At 59.1% G+C, this 21,938-nt stretch carries 14 protein-coding genes, 2 tRNA genes and 3 rRNA genes; 16 read left to right on the top strand and 3 right to left on the bottom strand.

Going from position 1 to position 21,938, the window contains the following annotated elements; all coding sequences use genetic code 11:
* Nucleotides 1–7 precede the first annotated feature (7 nt).
* The 6 genes from PQQ86_RS36260 (at nucleotide 8) to PQQ86_RS36235 (ending at nucleotide 6,837) form a co-directional block, all read left to right on the top strand.
* On the top strand, nucleotides 8–1,828 hold the full coding sequence (locus tag PQQ86_RS36260; RefSeq protein ID WP_408278380.1) for a DUF2300 domain-containing protein: 1,821 nt from the start codon (nucleotides 8–10) through the stop codon (nucleotides 1,826–1,828).
* A gap of 203 nt (nucleotides 1,829–2,031) precedes the next feature.
* Entirely contained in the window at nucleotides 2,032–2,811 is a 780-nt protein-coding gene (locus PQQ86_RS36255) for a YfaP family protein (protein ID WP_408279438.1), read from the top strand.
* A gap of 22 nt (nucleotides 2,812–2,833) precedes the next feature.
* Entirely contained in the window at nucleotides 2,834–3,631 is a 798-nt protein-coding gene (locus PQQ86_RS36250; protein WP_408278377.1) for a YfaP family protein, read from the top strand.
* Between the two features lie 293 nt (nucleotides 3,632–3,924).
* Complete coding sequence (locus PQQ86_RS36245; RefSeq protein ID WP_408278374.1) at nucleotides 3,925–5,031, top strand: YjgN family protein; 1,107 nt, start codon at nucleotides 3,925–3,927, stop codon at nucleotides 5,029–5,031.
* A 19-nt stretch (nucleotides 5,032–5,050) separates the two neighbouring features.
* Entirely contained in the window at nucleotides 5,051–6,073 is a 1,023-nt protein-coding gene (locus PQQ86_RS36240) for a M48 family metallopeptidase (protein ID WP_408278371.1), read from the top strand.
* Nucleotides 6,074–6,456: 383 nt separating this feature from the next.
* A complete protein-coding gene (locus PQQ86_RS36235; protein WP_408278369.1) occupies nucleotides 6,457–6,837 on the top strand; it encodes a hypothetical protein in 381 nt (126 codons plus the stop codon).
* A gap of 63 nt (nucleotides 6,838–6,900) precedes the next feature.
* On the opposite strand, the gene rpoD is transcribed toward PQQ86_RS36235, so the two are convergent.
* Nucleotides 6,901–8,901, bottom strand: coding sequence for an RNA polymerase sigma factor RpoD (gene rpoD / locus PQQ86_RS36230; RefSeq protein WP_408278366.1), 2,001 nt, complete (start codon nucleotides 8,899–8,901; stop codon nucleotides 6,901–6,903).
* A gap of 817 nt (nucleotides 8,902–9,718) precedes the next feature.
* Between rpoD and PQQ86_RS36225 the strand changes: the two genes are divergently transcribed.
* The 5 genes from PQQ86_RS36225 to rrf all read left to right on the top strand — a co-directional run bounded on the left by PQQ86_RS36225 (nucleotide 9,719) and on the right by rrf (nucleotide 15,087).
* Nucleotides 9,719–11,249: ribosomal RNA gene (locus PQQ86_RS36225) — 16S ribosomal RNA — on the top strand.
* A gap of 63 nt (nucleotides 11,250–11,312) precedes the next feature.
* Nucleotides 11,313–11,389, top strand: a tRNA-Ile gene (locus PQQ86_RS36220).
* A 78-nt stretch (nucleotides 11,390–11,467) separates the two neighbouring features.
* Nucleotides 11,468–11,543 (top strand) — tRNA-Ala (locus tag PQQ86_RS36215).
* Between the two features lie 342 nt (nucleotides 11,544–11,885).
* Nucleotides 11,886–14,766 (top strand): 23S ribosomal RNA (locus PQQ86_RS36210).
* 208 nt (nucleotides 14,767–14,974) lie between these two features.
* Nucleotides 14,975–15,087, top strand: a 5S ribosomal RNA gene (rrf, locus tag PQQ86_RS36205).
* Together the 16S, 23S and 5S rRNA genes with 2 tRNA genes alongside form the textbook arrangement of a ribosomal RNA operon.
* Nucleotides 15,088–15,283: 196 nt before the next feature.
* On the opposite strand, the gene PQQ86_RS36200 is transcribed toward rrf, so the two are convergent.
* On the bottom strand, nucleotides 15,284–15,748 hold the full coding sequence (locus tag PQQ86_RS36200; RefSeq protein WP_408278363.1) for a hypothetical protein: 465 nt from the start codon (nucleotides 15,746–15,748) through the stop codon (nucleotides 15,284–15,286).
* Between the two features lie 398 nt (nucleotides 15,749–16,146).
* The gene (locus PQQ86_RS36195; protein WP_408278361.1) at nucleotides 16,147–16,992 is read right to left on the bottom strand and encodes a FadR/GntR family transcriptional regulator; all 846 of its coding nucleotides are present in this window, start codon (nucleotides 16,990–16,992) and stop codon (nucleotides 16,147–16,149) included.
* A 275-nt stretch (nucleotides 16,993–17,267) separates the two neighbouring features.
* Here PQQ86_RS36195 and PQQ86_RS36190 point away from each other — a divergent pair, with 275 nt between their 5' ends.
* The 5 genes from PQQ86_RS36190 to PQQ86_RS36170 all read left to right on the top strand — a co-directional run bounded on the left by PQQ86_RS36190 (nucleotide 17,268) and on the right by PQQ86_RS36170 (nucleotide 21,935).
* A complete protein-coding gene (locus PQQ86_RS36190) occupies nucleotides 17,268–18,476 on the top strand; it encodes an ABC transporter substrate-binding protein (RefSeq protein WP_408278359.1) in 1,209 nt (402 codons plus the stop codon).
* Nucleotides 18,477–18,548: 72 nt separating this feature from the next.
* The gene (locus PQQ86_RS36185) at nucleotides 18,549–19,409 is read left to right on the top strand and encodes a branched-chain amino acid ABC transporter permease (protein WP_408278356.1); all 861 of its coding nucleotides are present in this window, start codon (nucleotides 18,549–18,551) and stop codon (nucleotides 19,407–19,409) included.
* Nucleotides 19,406–20,473, top strand: coding sequence for a branched-chain amino acid ABC transporter permease (locus PQQ86_RS36180; RefSeq protein ID WP_408278353.1), 1,068 nt, complete (start codon nucleotides 19,406–19,408; stop codon nucleotides 20,471–20,473). The genes PQQ86_RS36185 and PQQ86_RS36180 overlap by 4 nt, the downstream gene beginning before the upstream one ends.
* Nucleotides 20,470–21,237, top strand: coding sequence for an ABC transporter ATP-binding protein (locus PQQ86_RS36175; protein WP_408278350.1), 768 nt, complete (start codon nucleotides 20,470–20,472; stop codon nucleotides 21,235–21,237). The genes PQQ86_RS36180 and PQQ86_RS36175 overlap by 4 nt, the downstream gene beginning before the upstream one ends.
* Nucleotides 21,234–21,935, top strand: a complete 702-nt coding sequence (locus tag PQQ86_RS36170) for an ABC transporter ATP-binding protein (RefSeq protein ID WP_408278347.1) — start codon at nucleotides 21,234–21,236, stop codon at nucleotides 21,933–21,935. The genes PQQ86_RS36175 and PQQ86_RS36170 overlap by 4 nt, the downstream gene beginning before the upstream one ends.
* Nucleotides 21,936–21,938: the final 3 nt, after the last annotated feature.

The raw sequence follows: 21,938 nt of genomic DNA, 5'->3' as shown, positions 1-21,938 counted from the left end.
GACCGCTATGTTCTCCGCTCTTCGGCACTCGCGCGATCGTCTGGCAGCTACGCTGCGGGTCGCGCTCGCCGTGGGAGCGGGGTGTGTTTTTAGTGGCGCGGCTGCGGCAATGGCGGCGTCGGCTGAGTCACTGGCTGCGGGGGCAAGGTCGACTTCAGCCGCATCGCCAACCTCGTCGTCCGTTGCGTCCTCGGCGCAAATGCTGCGCTTCGCCTGGTTACGCGACGGTCAATCGCAGCTTTGGCAGTTCAATGCCGGCGGCGCTGCAGAAGGCCTCGCTCCCCATTCGGGGAGTCCGTTGCCGGCGACGCTGGAAACGCCACTCGGCAGCGTGTGGAAGCTGTTCGTCTACGGCTATCTGGTCGATCGCAATATCGCCACGCCGGATTACACCTGCAGCGGCGGCGATCCTGAAGAAGTGTATTGCTGCATGACGGGCGGTCACATCGACCGTGAACATGCGCTGGTGCAATCATGCGGACGCTTTTTCGAGCCCGCACGCTTGCAACTCGATCCCGCCGACTGGCGCAAATATTGGACGGCCGCGCATGCGCCCGCGTGGCTGCGCGACCTCCACGCGATGACGCCGACGCGCCGCGTGTCGGTAATCGACCTGCTTGCCGCATTGCAGGCGATGCCGGCCAAGCCGCGTGAAGCGGCGGCGAGCACGCTGGTGTCGGTGCTGACCAGCGGACGCGGCGAGGGCACCGTGTCGCTATACGGCAGCCTGCTGCGCGCCAAAACCTGGACGATGCCGGATCCCGCGCGGCCCGGCGCCTCGATTGGCGGCGCGGCAGGCTGGCTCGCCGATGGCACGCCGGTGTGGCTAGGCGGCGCCGGCGGCAGCGCGCGCGTGCTGGCGGCCGCCGCGCCGCGCATCGCTCCGTTGCTCACACAGGTCACCGTACCGGACGACAACGCGTGCGTGCTGGTCGACTTCTTCAGCCGCTATCCTATTCGCCAGGTGCTCGGCGACAAAGGTCCGGCCGCGGTTCCGGACGGCCCGCTGCGTGGTGAGTTCCGGATTGGCTTCGTCAACGGCAACTGGGCACGAGTGGAAAGCCGGGGTGAACTGCGGCTCGATCGCGACGCTGCAGGTGCACCGCAACTGGTCGGTCGCTTCGGCATGAACGACTACGTCGCACGGGTGGTCGAGCGGGAAGGCGACACAAGCCAACCGGAAGCGGCCAAGGCGTTGGCGGTGGCGGCGCGCTCCTACGTCGTGCAGCACGGCAATCACGATCACGGCTGCTTCCGTATCGATGACAGCAGCAGCACGCAGCGCGTCCTGCCGCGCGCGCCGACTGCCGCCGCGCGTCGTGCCGCGGATCTGACCGACGCGCTGGTGCTCACCGGCGTGCCGGTTCAGTATCACCACGACAAGGCCGCGCCCGGTCAGATGAGCTGGCTCGCTGCGAAGGCGTCCGCGCAAACCGGCCTCACGTTCGACACCATTCTCTCGCGCACCTGGCCGCAAGCGACCTTGACGTCATTCGAGAGCCCATTGTCCGGCGATTGCATCCAGGTGGCCGGCGCCCAGCAATGGCTGCAACGTAATGCGCCGTTGTGGGCGCGGCGCATGGACGGCGCGGCGGGCTACGAGACGCCCGATCTGCCGGCCGTGTGCGCGGTGCGCGAAGGTCGGCCGTATGCCGATGCGCAGCGCAATCGCGTGTATGTGTATCGCCTGCAGACCGAAGAAGACCGTATCGCGCTGGCGCATGAATATATTCACCTCGCGTTCCAGCATCATCCGCGTGGCCTCGACGAAGAATTCGTCGAACGTACCGCGCGCACGCTGATTCGTACCGACAATCCGATCCAATGAATACCGTCTCGCGCTCGCTTTCCGCCGTGTTCCGTGCGCTTCCTGTGAAGCGCCACGTTCGAATTCCTGCGGCCGTTGCTTTGGCGGCTTTTAGGCAGGGCATTCGAGTTCGCGTTCGCGTGGCAGTTACCTTGTCACTTCTTTCGCGCGGTGTTCGTGTTCACATGGCAATTGCTGTGGCCTCGGCTGTGCTCGCGGCGAGTATGGCGACGAACGTGCAAGCCGCCGGTGCGGACGGTAATGGCGGCGCGCTCGCCGACCTCACCGGCGCGTTCGGCGGTTGGCGTCACAGCGGGCTGACGAACGAAGGCGAGCACTTCGTCGCGGCGTATCCCCGGCCGCCGGTCGACCGTGGCGCGCAACGCTATCGCACGCTGATCGAAGGGCGCCTGAAACACATCGACAAACACGCGCGCAAGCCGCCGACGCTGGTCGTCAACGGCAACCCGACGCCGCTCTATACCGACGAGGAAGGCGCATTCGCGCGCCCGTGGGCATTCGGCGCGGGCTCGAACAGCATCGAGTTGATTTCCGCCGACGGCAAGCAGCGCCAGCGCATGCAGTTCTACGAAGCCGACCGCAGCAAGCCGCAGGCGAAGCTGCGCGCGATCGTCACGTGGGATGATCCGAAAGCGCAGGTGGATCTGCACGTGATCACACCGGACGGTCTGCACGCGTTCTTCGCCAATCCCACGCTCGAAGACGGCAGCGGCTTCGATGTCGATTCGGTGGACGGCGCGGGTCCGGGGATATTTTCGTCGGCCGCGCCCGAGCATGGTACGTGGCTGTTCTTTCTGAATTACTGGGGCAACTTCGATTCGACCGGCTACAACTTCGACGCCGCCGCGCACGAGCGCGATGTGATTACCGCGACGTTGACGCTGGTGTTCAATGAAAACACGCCGAACGAGCGGCGTGAAACGATGGTCGTGCCGCTGCGTAAGATCGGCGACCTGCAGCTCGTGAAAAGCGAGCGACTCTGACAGTGGGATGGGAGCAGTGACGATGAAGGTCAAGACGACGAGGTGGGTGAAGGCTGGCTGGATGATGCTCGTCGTCGCCTGCTTGCAGGCCGCGGCCGTGGCGCACGCGAGCGATATCGACTTCGGCGCGCCGTTGAACGGCTGGCGCAACACCAGCGGTGACAGCGAGCGCTATACGCAGGACGTGCACTACCCGGCGGTGTCGGTATCGACGCCGGAAGGGCAGTCGAAATTTGCGCTGATCGAAGGGCAGATCCGCAACACGCCGAAGAAGAAGGGCACCACGGTGGGCACGCTGGTGGTCGATGGCACGCCGTTGCCTCAGCGGGTGGAGGAAGACGGCAAGTTCTCGCGTCCTTACGCATTTCCGTCCGGCAGCAACAGCGTTGAACTGCGGGCGCCGGATGGCTCACGCAAGCGCGTGCAGTTTTACGACGCCTACAGCGGCAAAACGCAGCCGAAGTTGCGCGTGTTGCTCGCATGGGACACCGATGGCACCGATCTGGACTTGCACGTGGTGTCGCCGGACGGCGCACACACCTGGTATGGCGACCGCGTTGCGCCGAACGGCGGCGCGCTCGACGTGGACGTGACGACCGGCTATGGACCGGAGATTTACTCGTCGGCGGCGCCCTTGAAGGGCACGTATCTGGTCTATGTGAATTACTACGGTAGCGGGAACAGCGGAAGCGATATGACCGTCGCGCAGGTGACGATCATCACGAACGAGAACACGCCGAACGAGAAGAGCGAAACCATTCGGGTGCCGATGCGTAAGCCGGGCGAACTGACGCTCGTGAAAACATTCGTGATGCCGTAAAACAGTTGGCGAAGTCACGGTATTTAACGTTTTTAAAGCAATGCAAAATGAATTGGTTTGCCGGTTGGCTATTGGCCCAATGAATGGGGCGCCTGGTTAAGTCGAAAGCCTGTTCAAAAATACTGGAAAGCGTGTAATCATCGCGCTTATCGGCTTGCGCTCTCTTGCCGGCCGGATTGCAAATTTTCACGCTGTCGTAGTCAGTTTTGCAAGGGAAAGACCGCCCGCCATGCATACTCGCTTATGCGTACGCGGGTCACAAAAACATATATTTGCCTGCCGGGGGAAGAAAAATGAACTCACTCGACCAGAAGCAGCCGCTGTTGAGCTATGACGGCAAGCTTGGAGAGCTGTACGGGATATTCATCAAAAATCTGTTGCTGCAGATCGTCACACTTGGCATTTATCGTTTTTGGGCCACCACTAATAACCGCCGATATATCTGGTCGCGCATGCGTTTTCAAGGTGAGCGATTTGAGTACACCGGAACGGGCGGCGAACTGTTCAAGGGTTTTCTACTGGCGATTGCGATTATCTTTGGCGCGATTGTCGGTGCAGGCATTCTTGGCGCGATTCTGCGCGCCATCACAGGGAGCGCGGCACTGGCTCTCGTGCCGATCATTGTCCTCTACATCGTGATCGCGGTGATCGCAGCGGGGGCATATTTCAGCGCGCAGCGTTACCGCTTGAGCCGCACCCAATGGTGCGGGATTCGCGGAAGTATGACCGGCTCGTCGTGGGTCTACGGCGCGTACGCATTGCTGTATGGCCTGCTGTGCATCGTCACGCTTGGGCAGATGGTGCCGTGGGTGTCCATGCGCCTTGCGGAGCGACGCATCAACGCGAGCAGTTTCGGCAGCCTGCCGTTTCATTTTGAAGGCCGCGCACGTGCGTTGTATGGCGCGTTCGTCGGCACGTTTTTGGGCATCGTCGCGCTGTTCGTCGTGCTCGGGGCCGTTTTTCTCAAGAGCATCATGGCGCTGTTGCCCATCGGGCATGCCCCGCTGAAGGCCCATGATCCCGCCGCGTTCGCCGCATTCGGCTCGGTGTTCCTGTTCTACGTGCTGTTCATCGTCGGTGCGTTGCTGATCCAGTGCTTCTATCTGGCGCTGGTGACGCGCCATGTCATGGGCAATACGACGCTTGGCACGCAACTGCGCTTCGGCAGCAGCATTACCGCCGGGCGTCTGCTCGGCATGATGCTGGGCAATCTGGTGATCATCGTCTTTACGCTGGGCCTGGGTTTTCCGATCGTGCTGCATCGCGTGATGCGCTTCGCAGCCGATACGCTGCAGGTGTCCGGTCAACTCGACCCGCAGACGCTCGGTCAAAGCGATCAGCCGCCGCCGCGCACGGGCGAGGGCATGCTGAACCTGCTCGATCATGGCGGCGCGTTCTGACGCGGTTGTGGAACCTTTAGTGCCGACCGGCGCACGCTATTACGATGGCCACACCGGCGCGCCTCACGTGGCAACGCTGCGATGGAGCGAGGCGTTTCTGTCGATTGACGGTGATGAGGGTGAGCTGGCGGTTTGGCCACGTGCGCGGCTGATCGTCGGCGAGCCCGACCCGGAAGGCAGAGTCGTTTTGTCCTGTAAAGGTGAACCCGGCCGCGTGTTGGCCGATGCCGTTGCACTACCTGTGCAGATGACGGCGCCACGCATGCAGCGTTGGCATTATCTGGGCTGGGTCACGATCGGCACAGCGGCGCTGGCGCTTGCGTTCGTACTCGTCGTGCGACTGCCTGCGGCTGGCGCGGCGCTTGTGCCGCGCAGCGCGGAAAACCGGCTTGGCGAGATGGTGGAGTCGGTCGTGGTCGGCAAACATCGGGTATGCCGCGGCGACGACGGACAACGCGCGCTCGAACAACTCGAAACGCGCCTCGCCCATGCGGCAGGGATAGCGCAGCCGGTACGCGTGGTGGTCATCGATAGCAAGACGGTCAATGCACTCACGCTACCTGGAGCACGCATGATCATCATGCGCGGCCTGTTCCAGCGCGTCGACAATCCCGATCAACTGGCCGGCGTGATGGCGCACGAGACGGGACATATCGCGCGGCGCGATCCGTTGACCGCTTTGTTTCGCAGCGCCGGTATCACCCTGATCAGCACAACCCTGGGCATCCATCTCGGGTTCGCAGACGTCTCTTCGCTGGCGGGGCGACTAGTGGGTTTGTCGTATAGCCGTGACATGGAACGTCTCGCCGACGCGAACGGCGTTGCCTATCTGCAAGCGAGCGGATTGCGCAGTGATGGGCTAGCGGCATTTTTTGCGTTGACCGAAAAGCGTAGCGGCAGCGCCAGCGGTGCGATTGAGTTCTTGTCGGATCATCCGCGTACGCTCGGCCGGGAAAAACGGAGCCAGGGATCGCCAGTCGGCGAAAGTGCGTTGACAGCGCAGCAATGGGCGGCGGTTCGGGCAATGTGCGGGAAGCCGTGAGCCGTGCGACCTGTAGGAGGCGTAGAGGTGAAAGCCAATGCGCTCAATGACTTGGATGACTCCTGCCCAGGATATCCACAGGCTTCTGAACAGTTTCTGTGGACAACAAATCGAACCACGGAATTCGTTCTATAGAACCGCGTGTTGCGCAGTCGTCGTATGCGGTTCAGGCAGGCTCTTCCATTGATCGGCGTGTGGATGGCGCAATGCGTTCGATGGAACTTACCGTTTCTTTCCGGCGCTCAAGTTTTGGCTCGCTGCCGTCGATACATCCTGTAAGCGGTCGTGCGTCGAACCGCCGTGTGCGAGCGTGATGTGTCTGTTTGCATTGCTACAGCGAACCGGGGCGGCGCATGCGTTGGGCGAAATAAACGGAGGTTGCCATGCAAATCGACAGTGCGCTGTCGTCGACACTGCCGGAATCGGATCGCGCGATGACGAAGAGCCAGTCGGCAACGGACGACACGGCCACGCAGACTGTTGCGTCTAATACATCCGAACAGGACGACGCTGTCCATATCTCCGCCGAAGGCGCAGCGACGGCGGCGCAAGAGGGTAATACGGTTCAGGACGGTGAAGTAAGCGATTCAGCGGGGGAGAGCACATCGACAACCGACACCTCGGCGGTCAAGTCGTTTGCGTACGGTACGCTGGGTCTCGAACGCCCGGATCAGCCTCATGAAGAGCGTAATGCGTTCTACACGGCTGGGCGTTGGCTGGCAGCGGGAATCACCATTGGCGGGATCATCTCGTTGCTTGCTTGAAATGGGGAGAGGGAGATGCGCTTGTCGTGCATGGCGCACGACAAGCGCAACGACCGGCTTGGCTTAGCGGTCGAGGAACGACTTCAGACGATCTGCGCGGCTCGGATGCATCAGCTTACGCATGGCCTTGCTTTCGATCTGACGAATCCGCTCGCGTGTGACGTCAAATTGCTTGCCGACTTCTTCGAGCGTGTGGTCCGACTTCGTATTGATGCCGTAACGCATACGCAGCACCTTCGCTTCGCGCGGCGACAGTGAGTCCAGCGCGTCGTCGATGGCGGCGCGCAAGTCGGCCTGCATCGCTGCGTCGGCCGGCGAGGAAGCTGCCGAATCTTCGATCATGTCGCCCAGCGTGGCGTCGCCGTCGTCGCCGACCGGCGTTTCCATCGACACCGGCTGCTTGGCGATCTTCAGGATGCCGCGCACCTTCTCTTCCGACAGTTCCATGCGTTCTGCCAGCACCGACGGATGGGCTTCCTGACCGGTCTGCTGCAGGATCTCGCGCGAAATGCGGTTGAGCTTGTTGATCGTTTCGATCATGTGCACCGGCACGCGAATCGTGCGCGCCTGATCGGCGAGCGAGCGCGTCACGGCCTGACGAACCCACCACGTTGCGTACGTAGAAAACTTCCAGCCGCGGCGGTATTCGAACTTGTCCACCGCCTTCATCAGACCGATGTTGCCTTCCTGGATCAGATCGAGGAACAGCATGCCGCGGTTCACGTACTTCTTCGCGATCGAGATCACGAGACGCAGGTTCGCCTCGATCATCTCGCTCTTGGCCTTGCGCATCTTCGACTCGGCCGCGACCATCTGACGATTGATCTCTTTCAGGTGCTTGAGCGGCAGCGAAACGGTTGCCTCGATGTCGATCAGCTTCTGCTGTTCCGACTGGATTGCCGGCAGATGGCGCTCCAGCGCCGCGCCGAACGTCGACGCGCCGCGCGCGGCACGCTCGGTCCAGCCCAGATCGGCTTCATGACCCGAAAACGATTCGATGAACTGCTCGCGCGGCATGCCGCTCTTCGTCACGACGATTTGCAGAATGCGGCGCTCGATCGCACGAACTTGCGCGACCTGGTGTTGCACGTCGCCGCACAGGCGGTCGATGGTGCGTGCCGTGAAGCGGATTTTGGCGAGGTGCTGCTGGATCTCTTCGCGAGCGCGCAGGTAAGCCTTCGAGCTGACGTCGCCGCGCGTGTGCGAGGCGTTCTGCTGGTCGGACAGAATGCCGACTTGCGCGAAAATTTCCAGGCAATCGCTGGTGAGTTGCCTCAGACGTGCTTCGTCCGCAGCCGAGGAGTCGGCCGGACCGGCATCGTCGTCGTCTTCGCTATCGCTGTCGTCATCGGTGGCGTCCGCGTCGACGTCGGCTGCTGCGTCCGCGCTCGCGCTTTCTTCTTCCGCCGCAACCGTATCTTCATTCAGACCGTCGACCAGTTCGTCGATACGCAGTTCGCCGTCCGCGACCTGTTGGGCGCTGGCCAGAATGGCGGAGATCGCGAGCGGGCAAGCGGCAATCGCCTGCACCATTTCGTGAAGACCGTCTTCAATGCGCTTCGCAATCGCGATTTCGCCCGCGCGGGTCAGCAGCTCGGTTGCGCCCATTTCGCGCATGTACATGCGCACGGGGTCGGTCGTACGGCCAAACTCGGAATCGACGGTCGACAACGCGACTTCGGTTTCCTCGTCTGCCTGATCGTCCGACACCACGGCGGGGGCGTTCGAGTTGAGCAGCAAGGTTTCCGCATCCGGAGCCTGCTCGTAGACCTGCACGCCCATGTCGTTGAAGGCGCTGACGATGCTGTCGATCGCCGCCGTCTGCGCGAAGTTGTCGGGCAGGTGGTCGTTGATCTGCGCGTGGGTCAGGTAGCCTTGCTCCTTGCCCAGCTGGATCAGCGCGCGCATCTGGCGCTGGCGTTCTTCAGCTTGTTGCGGCAGCAGTTCTGCCGCTACGGGGATCGCTTTGCCTGCGCCTTTGCCCTTGGCTGTACGGCCAGCGGGCGTCTTGGCGGTGTATCCGGCAGTTTCGTGTTGCGAATCTTCGCGATCAAAAGGGTTCACGTATTCTCCTCTAGAGGCTTCGCTATGAGACGCAAGACGCTACCGTCAGGCGTTTCGAGCATGGCTCAACATCACCTGAGTGACTCAACGCGGTTGTTTGGCTGTGCTCTGGGGAGCAAAAAAGATGAGCCCGCGCGAAGCGGGCCGATAGAAATGTGCGAAATTCGCGCGGCTCGCATTATATACGAGCTTGCGCCTTCGCGCGCATTATGAGCACACCAATTTGTCATGTGCTCTTGTCGCAGGGTCCCTTCATCGCCTGTCATCCTTAGGTTCAGGTGGGGGCGGAAGGCAGCACTTCAACTGCTCGTCTCGCGCGTATGCAGGCTCTTCACTATAGGCTATGTCGGCCACTCCCGCACGACCGGATGACTTTCCGTCGATCTTGCTACATATAGTGGGATGCATGTTTCGGCGTCAAATCGCACTTGGTCAAAAGAAAATTCACAAAAAGGGGTTGACGACCTGTCGGTCGTTCTCCATAATCTCGTTTCTCTGCTGCTGATGCAGCGACGCAGAACGAAGCGGTGCCGGGTGGTTGCGAGGTTGATGATTGATGTCAATGCCTCGCGGTGCAGGTTCGGTGGTGAATGCGGACTCGATCTTTAAAAATTAACAGCCGATAAGTGTGGGCGCTTGATGCGCGACGCGAGCCGGACTCTTCGGGGTCTGGCGACAAGCGAAAGTATCAAGTCTCACACGAGTATTAAAGGAAGGTTTTCCTGCCGGGGTGGATTCACGCCGGCAGGAGGATCATTCGTCAGTACGTTGAGTGAGCGACCGGTCTCGGAAGAGACCGAAAAACAGTAACAGGTTTGAACTGAAGAGTTTGATCCTGGCTCAGATTGAACGCTGGCGGCATGCCTTACACATGCAAGTCGAACGGCAGCACGGGAGCAATCCTGGTGGCGAGTGGCGAACGGGTGAGTAATACATCGGAACGTGTCCTGTAGTGGGGGATAGCCCGGCGAAAGCCGGATTAATACCGCATACGCTCTACGGAGGAAAGGGGGGGATCTTAGGACCTCCCGCTACAGGGGCGGCCGATGGCAGATTAGCTAGTTGGTGGGGTAAAGGCCTACCAAGGCGACGATCTGTAGCTGGTCTGAGAGGACGACCAGCCACACTGGGACTGAGACACGGCCCAGACTCCTACGGGAGGCAGCAGTGGGGAATTTTGGACAATGGGGGAAACCCTGATCCAGCAATGCCGCGTGTGTGAAGAAGGCCTTCGGGTTGTAAAGCACTTTTGTCCGGAAAGAAAACCTCTGCCCTAATATGGTGGGGGGATGACGGTACCGGAAGAATAAGCACCGGCTAACTACGTGCCAGCAGCCGCGGTAATACGTAGGGTGCAAGCGTTAATCGGAATTACTGGGCGTAAAGCGTGCGCAGGCGGTCCGCTAAGACAGATGTGAAATCCCCGGGCTTAACCTGGGAACTGCATTTGTGACTGGCGGGCTAGAGTATGGCAGAGGGGGGTAGAATTCCACGTGTAGCAGTGAAATGCGTAGAGATGTGGAGGAATACCGATGGCGAAGGCAGCCCCCTGGGCCAATACTGACGCTCATGCACGAAAGCGTGGGGAGCAAACAGGATTAGATACCCTGGTAGTCCACGCCCTAAACGATGTCAACTAGTTGTTGGGGATTCATTTCCTTAGTAACGAAGCTAACGCGTGAAGTTGACCGCCTGGGGAGTACGGTCGCAAGATTAAAACTCAAAGGAATTGACGGGGACCCGCACAAGCGGTGGATGATGTGGATTAATTCGATGCAACGCGAAAAACCTTACCTACCCTTGACATGTATGGAACCTGGCTGAGAGGTCGGGGTGCCCGAAAGGGAGCCATAACACAGGTGCTGCATGGCTGTCGTCAGCTCGTGTCGTGAGATGTTGGGTTAAGTCCCGCAACGAGCGCAACCCTTGTCCCTAGTTGCTACGCAAGAGCACTCTAGGGAGACTGCCGGTGACAAACCGGAGGAAGGTGGGGATGACGTCAAGTCCTCATGGCCCTTATGGGTAGGGCTTCACACGTCATACAATGGTCGGAACAGAGGGTCGCCAACCCGCGAGGGGGAGCCAATCCCAGAAAACCGATCGTAGTCCGGATCGCACTCTGCAACTCGAGTGCGTGAAGCTGGAATCGCTAGTAATCGCGGATCAGCATGCCGCGGTGAATACGTTCCCGGGTCTTGTACACACCGCCCGTCACACCATGGGAGTGGGTTTTACCAGAAGTGGCTAGTCTAACCGCAAGGAGGACGGTCACCACGGTAGGATTCATGACTGGGGTGAAGTCGTAACAAGGTAGCCGTATCGGAAGGTGCGGCTGGATCACCTCCTTTCTCGAGCTAACGTGTCGAACGTTGAGCGCTCACGCTTATCGGCTGTGAACAGGACAGACTCAGGGGTCTGTAGCTCAGTTGGTTAGAGCACCGTCTTGATAAGGCGGGGGTCGATGGTTCGAATCCATCCAGACCCACCACTGTTTCTGCGGTGGCTGCGCTGATCACTGAACCCCCTGGGGCTATCAATATACGGATAGCAGTATCCGTGTATGACTGGGGGATTAGCTCAGCTGGGAGAGCACCTGCTTTGCAAGCAGGGGGTCGTCGGTTCGATCCCGTCATCCTCCACCAATCTTCAATGCCGGTTTTACTGCAGCGGCCCTGAAAGGGATTTGCGGTGTAGTGAAACAGGCATTGGCGATTGAGCCAGTCAGAGTGATACGCGGTTATAGCAACCGCGCTATCGGCTGTCGTTCTTTAACAATCAGGAAGAAGTAGTAAAGAGATTCACGAAAGGACATCTAGAGATGGGTGTGTGAGTAGGTGAATCAGGGTTGTGATTGTATCAATGTATGAAAAGGGGAATCGAAAGATTGCTCTTGGAATACGGCGCAACACGAATACTCAACCTGTAGCGACTGTGACGAAACACTTCATTCCCCGTGGATGCAGTGCGAGACACACCCGTTATAGGGTCAAGCGAACAAGTGCATGTGGTGGATGCCTTGGCGATCACAGGCGATGAAGGACGCGGTAGCCTGCGAAAAGCGGGGGGGAGCTGGCAAACGAGCTTTGATCCCCCGATGTCCGAATGGGGAAACCCACCTCTTTTGAGGTATCCGTAGCTGAATACATAGGCTACGTGAAGCGAACGCGGTGAACTGAAACATCTAAGTAACCGCAGGAAAAGAAATCAACCGAGATTCCCAGAGTAGTGGCGAGCGAAATGGGACCAGCCTGTACTCTTTATCTTCATTGTTAGTCGAAGGCTCTGGAAAGTGCCGCCATAGCAGGTGATAGCCCTGTAGACGAAAACAGCGAGGAAGAACTGGGTGTACGACAAGTAGGGCGGGACACGTGAAATCCTGTCTGAAGATGGGGGGACCATCCTCCAAGGCTAAATACTCGTGATCGACCGATAGTGAACCAGTACCGTGAGGGAAAGGCGAAAAGAACCCCGGGAGGGGAGTGAAATAGATCCTGAAACCGCATGCATACAAACAGTAGGAGCCTCCTTGTGGGGTGACTGCGTACCTTTTGTATAATGGGTCAGCGACTTACATTCAGTGGCAAGCTTAACCGATTAGGGCAGGCGTAGCGAAAGCGAGTCCGAACAGGGCGATTCAGTCGCTGGGTGTAGACCCGAAACCAGGTGATCTATCCATGGCCAGGATGAAGGTGCGGTAACACGTACTGGAGGTCCGAACCCACTAACGTTGAAAAGTTAGGGGATGAGCTGTGGATAGGGGTGAAAGGCTAAACAAACCTGGAAATAGCTGGTTCTCTCCGAAAACTATTTAGGTAGTGCCTCGTGTATCACCTTCGGGGGTAGAGCACTGTCATGGTTGTGGGGTCCATTGCGGATTACTACGCCATAGCAAACTCCGAATACCGAAGAGTGCAATCACGGGAGACAGACATCGGGTGCTAACGTCCGGTGTCAAGAGGGAAACAACCCAGACCGCCAGCTAAGGTCCCCAAATATTGCTAAGTGGGAAACGAAGTGGGAAGGCTAAAACAGTCAGGAGGTTGGCTTAGAAGCAGCCATCCTTTAAAGAAAGCGTAATAGCTCACTGATCGAGTCGTCCTGCGCGGAAGATGTAACGGGGCTAAGCAATATACCGAAGCTGCGGATGCACATTTATGTGCATGGTAGGAGAGCGTTCCGTAAGCCTGCGAAGGTGCATTGAAAAGTGCGCTGGAGGTATCGGAAGTGCGAATGCTGACATGAGTAGCGATAAAGGGGGTGAAAGGCCCCCTCGCCGTAAGCCCAAGGTTTCCTACGCAACGTTCATCGGCGTAGGGTGAGTCGGCCCCTAAGGCGAGGCAGAAATGCGTAGCTGATGGGAAGCAGGTTAATATTCCTGCACCATTGTTAAATGCGATGGGGGGACGGATCGCGGAAGGTTGTCCGGGTGTTGGAAGTCCCGGTCCTTGCATTGGAGAAGGCGCTTAGGCAAATCCGGGCGCGGAATTCAAGGGTGCGAGGCCATTCACTTCGGTGAAGAAGCAACTGGAAGTGGTTCCAAGAAAAGCCTCTAAGCTTCAGTTTAACAAGACCGTACCGCAAACCGACACAGGTGGGCGAGATGAGTATTCTAAGGCGCTTGAGAGAACTCGGGAGAAGGAACTCGGCAAATTGGTACCGTAACTTCGGGATAAGGTACGCCCCTGTAGCTTGATGCGCCTGCGCGCAAAGGGTGAAGGGGTTGCAATAAACTGGTGGCTGCGACTGTTTAATAAAAACACAGCACTCTGCAAACACGAAAGTGGACGTATAGGGTGTGACGCCTGCCCGGTGCCGGAAGATTAAATGATGGGGTGCAAGCTCTTGATTGAAGTCCCGGTAAACGGCGGCCGTAACTATAACGGTCCTAAGGTAGCGAAATTCCTTGTCGGGTAAGTTCCGACCTGCACGAATGGCGTAACGATGGCCACACTGTCTCCTCCCGAGACTCAGCGAAGTTGAAGTGTTTGTGATGATGCAATCTCCCCGCGGCTAGACGGAAAGACCCCATGAACCTTTACTGTAGCTTTGCATTGGACTTTGAACCGATCTGTGTAGGATAGGTGGGAGGCTATGAAGCGTGGACGCCAGTCTGCGTGGAGCCGCCCTTGAAATACCACCCTGGTTTGTTTGAGGTTCTAACCTTGGTCCGTTATCCGGACTGGGGACAGTGCATGGTAGGCAGTTTGACTGGGGCGGTCTCCTCCCAAAGTGTAACGGAGGAGTACGAAGGTACGCTAGGTACGGTCGGAAATCGTGCTGATAGTGCAATGGCATAAGCGTGCTTAACTGCGAGACCGACAAGTCGAGCAGGTGCGAAAGCAGGTCATAGTGATCCGGTGGTTCTGTATGGAAGGGCCATCGCTCAACGGATAAAAGGTACTCTGGGGATAACAGGCTGATACCGCCCAAGAGTTCATATCGACGGCGGTGTTTGGCACCTCGATGTCGGCTCATCTCATCCTGGGGCTGTAGCCGGTCCCAAGGGTATGGCTGTTCGCCATTTAAAGAGGTACGTGAGCTGGGTTTAAAACGTCGTGAGACAGTTTGGTCCCTATCTGCCGTGGGCGCTGGATATTTGAAGGGGGCTGCTCCTAGTACGAGAGGACCGGAGTGGACGAACCTCTGGTGTACCGGTTGTCACGCCAGTGGCATCGCCGGGTAGCTATGTTCGGAAGAGATAACCGCTGAAAGCATCTAAGCGGGAAACTCGCCTTAAGATGAGATATCCCCGGGGCTTCGAGCCCCTTGAAGGGTCGTTCAAGACCAGGACGTTGATAGGTCAGGTGTGGAAGCGCAGTAATGCGTTAAGCTAACTGATACTAATTGCCCGTAAGGCTTGATCCTATAACAGGTGTGTCTCGACCAGCGCTTACGCTGGTCCGATCCCCGAAGGGGATACGTGTGAACCCCCGGATGGGGGAGCAGAACACACAGGTTGAGATCGATGTTGTGCACGATACGCACAACCCAAAGTAATACCGAGAGGCATCCTCTCAGCTACTTCTTCCAGATTGGTTGTATTGCTCCACGAGCAGTACGGCAACAAGTCATGCCTGATGACCATAGCGAGTCGGTCCCACCCCTTCCCATCCCGAACAGGACCGTGAAACGACTCCACGCCGATGATAGTGCGGATTCCCGTGTGAAAGTAGGTAATCGTCAGGCTCCCCAGCAGCACCAGAAACCCCACCCCGCAACGGTGGGGTTTCTGCGTTTACCGGCGCAAAAAGCGGGCATCCGAAAACATCGCCACCGCAAGACTTTGACCGAAGCGCTCCGGGGCTGCCGGTGTCACTCCCGTCAGCAATGCCGCAAAATCGCCGACGGTAGTTCCCCCACCGTCCCGCATCATCCCATCTGTTTAAGCCCTTTTCCGCACCGGCGTCTGATACGACAAGCCTGCGGTGAAGCGGTCAAGTCGTTCACTGGCGTCGGTGATGGCCCAAAGGGGCGCGCTGTGCAGTTGCCGATCGTAGTTCGATGCGATTTCGGCGAAAAGCGCGAACCCTGCGCTGTCCAATCTCCACTCGCCGGTCTCACGGCCGGTATCGAAAACCGCCGACACCGCTCTCTCCGCCGCACCGATCTGCTCGCCCGTCGTCGAGCCAAAACCGGATTCAGCCAGAAAACCCGTCAGCAGCATGACCTGCGTGAGCGTTTGCGCATCGCTTGTGCTACCGGCACCTCGGCGCAAGGCGTCGAGCGCCAGATGCACGCGCAGGGCAAGGTCGTCGGCGACCTGCCGTGCGATGGGCAAAAGCATGGCTTTGTCATGCCGAGCACGTGCAGCGCCAGTTTTGCGGGAAAACGGAATAGGTTGTGCCATGACGGTCCAGTGTTATGCCTGTGCAGATGCAATAACGGCGCGGGCGGAAAAAGGTTGAGTCCTTACGCGGCTACCGCAACCCAATTTGGTCGTCGAAAGCGGTGGAATGGTTGTCTCAAGCCAATCGGCATAGATTGACCGGTGCACCCGAGCTTTCATCTCGATTGCACGGTTTTTTTGAGTCTCCTCGTTTTGTCGCGGCATCGAATCGAACAGCCTCTGGAACTACCGGGTCCCGCATCATGGCGATTTCGGATATATCAGGCCCTGCCTAGTCGTTGTGTCCGGCGGTTTGGTCGACCGTGGACACACTGTTAGTACACTTCCGACCTAGGCAGGCACCGCACATTCCGCTGCAAGTGCCGCGCCATGCAGCCGCGGCGCCTGTCAAATCGGCTTCACTCCTGATCCGGCCCTTCAGCCGGCGCCACACTACGCGCCCTCACGCGCCGGCGAATCTCCGAATCGAGAATCAGCCGGCCACGCAACTTGCCCTTCATCCGTTTCACATAGCGTGGCGCTTCGGTCATGTGGACCACCATCAGCTCGCGCACCTTTTCCACGTCACGTTCTCGCGCCGCTTTTGTGATCGCTTTGTGAATCTTCACGTTGGCGAGGCCGAAACGTTCATGTTCGACCTGCGGCGTGTCGTTACGAAACTCGATCAGTTGCCGGATCATTTCGTTGATCAACTCGCAACTGAACCGCAGGAACGGATTGGGATTCGCCGCCGCGAGGATGTCGTGAAAATTGACGTCTTCCTGACGTTGCCGAACGATGTCCTGTCCGCCATGTGATGAAGCCGGCCGGTCGCAGCACGCAATGCTTGCTTCGAGCGCCTCGAAGTCCTGCTCCGTCAGATGCGGCACCGCACCCGCCGCCAACTCCGGCTCCAGCAATTTACGCACGGTGTAGATGTCGTCGATCGATACATCCTTGAAGAACAGGTAGTTCTGCAAGAGCTGTAGCGTGCGGTCGAGCGGCACTTCGACCACCATGCCGCCGCCGCTTGGACCCGTGGTCACCTTGATGAGACCTTGCACCTCGAGCGACTTCAGGGCCTCGCGAATCGTGCTCTTGCTCACCGAAAAGAGCTGCTGCAGTTCCACCTCGCGCGGCAGGCGGTCACCCGGTTTCAGATCCTTCTCCGTGATGAGCCGCTTGATCTCCTCGGCGACCAGATCGCCGCGCTTTTGCTGCTTGATCTCAATCGCGGCGCCAGCCTTGGCGCGGTCCATGGCCATTTTCGTTACTCCCAATTTTGTCCTGCACGTTCTTTCGACGGGCCGCCGGGCCCGTCATGGCACGGAAAGCCGTGTCGCTGCCGCCAGGAATTTTGCCTTATTGACACTCGAATTTATTGTACCTACGATCGAGTCCAACCTATTTATCATGATAAATAGAACAAAGCCGGTGTGGTGGAAAACTTCTCGGCGGCCAGCAAGCTTTCGTCGTCGTTCGTGCCGTCTTTCAGTTTCGCAGTCGGTCAGTGCGTGTCTCTTTCTTAAGGAGCGTCATTTTGAATCGCCGAAATATGTTGAAGCTGGCCGCGTTGTCGGCCGTTCCGGGGACGTTGGGTTCGCTGGTCGCGCGTAGCGCGTTCGCGCAGGCCGGGACCTTGCAGTTCGCCTGTCCGGTGCCAATGTCGGGCCCGTTCGCGGCGAACGGCAAGTATGCCGACCTCGGCATGAAGCTCGCTATCGAGCAGTACGGCAATGTACTCGGTCAACCGCTCGCGTACACGGTGCTCGATACGGAAGGTAAACCCGCGACGGCCGTGCGTCGCGTGCAGGAAATCGCGCAGCAGAAGAATGCACGCTTCTTCGCGGGCGGTATTTTGTCCTCCGAAGCTTTGGCGATGGGCAAGGAAGTGCAGAAGGCCGGTGGCATCTTTATCACCACTGCAGGCGCGGACGAAATCACCGGCAAGGACTGCAACGACGCGACTTTTCGCTGGTCCGTGCCGACCTACGGTGCGATCGAACAAACCGTGCGCCCGTTGATCCAGATGATGCCGAAAGCAAAACGCTGGTACACCATCACTCCGCAATACGTATTCGGTGACGGTTTGCTATCGGCGGCCAAGGCGATTTTCAAGGAGAAGGGCATTGAGCACGTGGGTAATAGCTACCACTCGCTCAACGAGAAGGAGTTCAGCGGCTATCTGACGAATGCAGTCGCCGCGAAGCCTGACGTCCTGCTGATTCTCAATTTCGGTTCGCAATCGTCCGACACGTTGCGCCAGGCCGTGAGCTTCGGCATGAAGAACAATTGCACGATTCTGCTCGCGTGGGCTTCCGGCCTGGAGCAGTTCGAATCGCTCGGCGCGGATCTGTGCGAAGGCGTTTATTTTGGCGCACAGTATTGGCACGACATCGACTCGCCGCTCAATCGCGATCTCGTCAAACGCAGCAATGCCGCGTTCAAGGCCAATCCCAACTACAGCCTTGCGGGTTCTTATATCTGCACAAAGATCTTGCTCGACGGCATCGTGAAAGCAGGCACAGTCGATCCGAAGAAGGTGGTCGCAACGCTCGAGGGGATGAAATACGACGGCTTGACCGGGCCGGAGGAAATCCGCAAGGGCGACCATCAGGTACTGAAGAACTACTATCTGTTGAAGGGCAAGGCGAAGAACAAGATGAAAAACGCCGACGACTACGCGGATATCGTGAGCTCCGGCCAGTCGTTCCTCCCGCTCGACAAGACCGGCTGCAAGATGGCCTGATGCATCCGTGCCGCAAGCAATGCGGTACGCTCATTAGCGGCACTCCATCGCTATACCCTTTAGACGGACGCCATGAATGTTTATCTCCTGCAGGTCGTCAACGGCATCGGAGTAGGGATGCTGTATTTCCTGCTTGCTGTCGGCTTGTCGATCGTGTTCGGCCTGCTGCGCTTCGTGAATTTCGCGCACGGCGCGTTCTATTTGCTCGGTGCGTATTTCTGCTATCAGGCAATGCAGTGGTCGATGAATTTCTGGACCGCGCTCGTCGTCGTGCCGATCGTCGTCGGCGCTCTTGCGTGGATCGTCGAGAAGCTGATTTTGCGGCATGTCTACGCGCAACAGCATGAGTTTCATATTCTCGTGACGGTCGGTCTCGCCCTCGTCGTGCAGGAATGCGCGATCCTGATCTGGGGACCGCTCGGCGACAACGTGCCGGTTCCCGACATGCTGAACGGCGTGGTGATCTGGGGCAGTTTCGTGTATCCGAAGTACCGCCTGTTTGTGATCGGCTTCACGGCCGTGCTGGCCGCGTTGTTGTGGTGGGTGCTGGAGGGCACACGGCTCGGCAGCGCGGTGCGCGCCGGCAGTGAATCGACGGAAATGGTGTCGTTGCTCGGCATCAACGTGATGCGCGTCTTCAGCCTGGTGTTCGCGCTAGGCGCTGCCACTGCCGCATTGGCGGGTGTGCTCGCCGCGCCAATTCGTGGTGTCGATCCGTTCATGGGCATCGAGGCGCTCAGCGTCGCGTTCGTGGTGGTGGTGGTCGGCGGAATGGGCAACTTTCTGGGTGCGCTAGTCGGCGGGTTGCTGGTCGGCATCGTGCAGAGTGTGATGAGTACGTTGTGGCCGGAAGGCGCACGGCTGATGATTTATGTCGCGATGGCCGCAGTGCTGCTGCTACGGCCGAACGGCTTGCTCGGGAGAGCGGCATGATCGATACCTCGAAACCTGGTGCTCATGACGCATCTTTCCGGCCGATGCAACGCAGCTTGAGGCACGCGTTGCATCGCTATCGTTTCCTGTTGCTTGCGCTGCTGGTCGTGTGTGTATTGCCGCTGACGCTGCGTTCCGGATCGTTAGCCGCGGAAGTACTGGTGTTCGCGCTCGCCGCACTCGGTTGCAATCTGTTGCTCGGCCATACCGGTTTGCTCTCCTTCGGGCAGGGCATCTTCTTCGGACTCGGCAGCTATTGCGCGGGCCTCGTCCTTACGAAAACGACGATGCCGATACCCGTGGCGCTGCTTGCCGCGATCGTGATCGGTGCAGCCGCCGCTGCGCTGGTCGGCTGGTTTTCGATCCGCCAACGCGGCACGTACTTCGTCATGTTGACGCTCGCATTCGGGCAGTTGTTCTACTTCCTCGCTTACACCACGCCCGATCTGACCGGAGGTGACAACGGTTTGCTCGACATCCCACGCCCGGCGCTGGGATTGTTCGGCAAGACACTCGTACCGTTGACTTCACCGTGGCAGTACTACGCTTTCGTCGCCGTGCTGTTCCTCGTGGTGTTCTGGTTGCTGATGCGCGTCTCGCACTCGGTGTTCGGCTGCACGTTGCTGGCGATTCGCGACAACGAGGCGCGCGCAGCCGCGGTTGGCTACGACGTCAAACGATTCAAGCTCATGGCGTTCGTGATCTCCGGCGCGGTGACAGGCCTCGCTGGCGCGTTGCACGCACTGATGACTGGCATCGCGCCGCTTTCCAACATCGACTACCACACGAGCGAGATGATCCTTGTGATGACGGTGATTGGTGGCACGGGCAATCTGTTTGCGTCGGTGCTGGGAGCTGCGTTCTACGTGCTGTTCGCGGACTGGCTCTCCACGCTATGGCCGCGCTGGCTGTTGCTGCTCGGCATCGTGCTGATCGCCATTAGCCTTTTCATGCAGCGCGGGCTATGGGGTTTGGGCGAACGAATCTGGCAAGCACTGCGGCGTAACCGAACCGCCGATGCCGACGATAATGCGGGCAACCACGCAACCAGGGAGCGCGTATGAGCGAAGCGATTCTGCAAGCGAGCGGCGTGGTAAAGCGGTATGGCAAATTCACGGCACTCTCCGAAGTCAATCTACGCGTCATGCCACGTACGGTGCATTCGGTGATCGGTCCGAATGGCGCGGGCAAGACGACGCTGTTTCACGTGTTGACGGGCACGTTGCCCATCACCGAAGGGAAGATCATTTTCGACGGTCACGACGTGACGCATGAACCCGACCATAAACGCGTGCGCCGCGGCGTCGCGCGTTCGTTTCAGGTGACGAGTCTGTTCGCCAATCTGAGTGTGCGCGAAAATCTGCGGCTCGCCGCGCAAGGTGTCGACGCGGTGCGAGCGTTGAACGCATGGACGCCACCGCATGGCGCACTCACCCACGCGGACACTGTCGACAGTGTGCTTGAACGCCTCGCGTTGCAGCGCTTTAGCGATGCGTCTGCGGGCGCGCTGTCGCATGGTCAGCAGCGGCGGCTTGAAGTCGGCATGGCGCTCGCTGCGAGGCCCAAGGCGATCTTTCTGGATGAGCCGACTTCCGGCATGGGCATCGACGACCTCGACGATATGAAGCAATTGATCCGCGGCCTGCGCGACGATTACACCGTCGTGCTGATCGAGCACAACATGGGCATCGTGATGGACATCTCCGACACGATCACCGTCATGCAGCAAGGACGCGTGCTGGTGGAAGGGCGCCCGGACGATATTCGCGGCGACGAGCGCGTACGCAGCGCCTATCTCGGCAACATGATCACCGGAGGCCGCGCATGATTCTCGACGTACAACAGATTCACGGCTTCTACGGCAAGAGTCACATCCTGCAAGGTATGTCCCTGCAAATTAGCGATGGTGAGACGGTCACGCTATTGGGCCGTAACGGCGCAGGCAAGTCGACCACACTCAAGGCCATTGCCGGCGTCGTCACACCGCAGCGCGGTACGGTGACGTTCAACGGCATGACAATCAGCGGCATGCCGCCGCACAAGATCGCTTCGCGCGGTGTGTGCTTCGTGCCCGAACATCGCGGTGTCTTTCGCCTGCTGACCGTCGAAGAAAACCTGCGACTCGGCGCGCGCAAGGATTCGCCGTGGCAACTCGACGACATCTACCGCATTTTCCCGCGCCTGAAAGAGCGGCGCACGAACGGTGGTGCGCAACTCTCCGGCGGCGAACAGCAGATGCTCGCGATTGGCCGTGCGTTGATGAATCATCCGCGGCTGTTGATGCTCGACGAACCGGTGGAAGGTCTCGCACCGGTGATCGTCGAAGAGATCGTCGCGCAACTCAAGTTGATCCGTGAAGCGGGCGTGGCGATTCTGCTGGTCGAGCAGAATCTGGAAGTCTGCACACAACTCGCGGATCGCCACTACATCATTGAACAAGGTGTGATCGTCTACGAAGGCGACAACGCTTCCTTCGCCGCCGACGATTCGATCAAGGACCGTTATCTGGGCGTCGGTGTCGTCTGACGC

It is taken from the genome of Paraburkholderia sediminicola (assembly GCF_046026675.1).
In the GTDB taxonomy this organism is placed as follows: domain Bacteria; phylum Pseudomonadota; class Gammaproteobacteria; order Burkholderiales; family Burkholderiaceae; genus Paraburkholderia; species Paraburkholderia sediminicola_F.
The sequence above is the reverse complement of the archived record's forward strand: the minus strand, read 5'-3'. Positions and strand labels throughout refer to the sequence as shown.

Bases quoted from the DNA above. Each gene is read 5' to 3' on its own strand.
- PQQ86_RS36195 (WP_408278361.1), bottom strand. From the start codon at position 16,992: ATGGCCATGGACCGCGCCAAGGCTGGCGCCGCGATTGAGATCAAGCAG.
- PQQ86_RS36260 (WP_408278380.1), top strand. From the start codon at position 8: ATGTTCTCCGCTCTTCGGCACTCGCGCGATCGTCTGGCAGCTACGCTG.
- PQQ86_RS36255 (WP_408279438.1), top strand. From the start codon at position 2,032: ATGGCGACGAACGTGCAAGCCGCCGGTGCGGACGGTAATGGCGGCGCG.
- PQQ86_RS36170 (WP_408278347.1), top strand. From the start codon at position 21,234: ATGATTCTCGACGTACAACAGATTCACGGCTTCTACGGCAAGAGTCAC.
- PQQ86_RS36180 (WP_408278353.1), top strand. From the start codon at position 19,406: ATGATCGATACCTCGAAACCTGGTGCTCATGACGCATCTTTCCGGCCG.
- PQQ86_RS36185 (WP_408278356.1), top strand. From the start codon at position 18,549: ATGAATGTTTATCTCCTGCAGGTCGTCAACGGCATCGGAGTAGGGATG.
- PQQ86_RS36235 (WP_408278369.1), top strand. From the start codon at position 6,457: ATGCAAATCGACAGTGCGCTGTCGTCGACACTGCCGGAATCGGATCGC.
- PQQ86_RS36245 (WP_408278374.1), top strand. From the start codon at position 3,925: ATGAACTCACTCGACCAGAAGCAGCCGCTGTTGAGCTATGACGGCAAG.
- PQQ86_RS36175 (WP_408278350.1), top strand. From the start codon at position 20,470: ATGAGCGAAGCGATTCTGCAAGCGAGCGGCGTGGTAAAGCGGTATGGC.
- PQQ86_RS36200 (WP_408278363.1), bottom strand. From the start codon at position 15,748: ATGGCACAACCTATTCCGTTTTCCCGCAAAACTGGCGCTGCACGTGCT.
- PQQ86_RS36250 (WP_408278377.1), top strand. From the start codon at position 2,834: ATGAAGGTCAAGACGACGAGGTGGGTGAAGGCTGGCTGGATGATGCTC.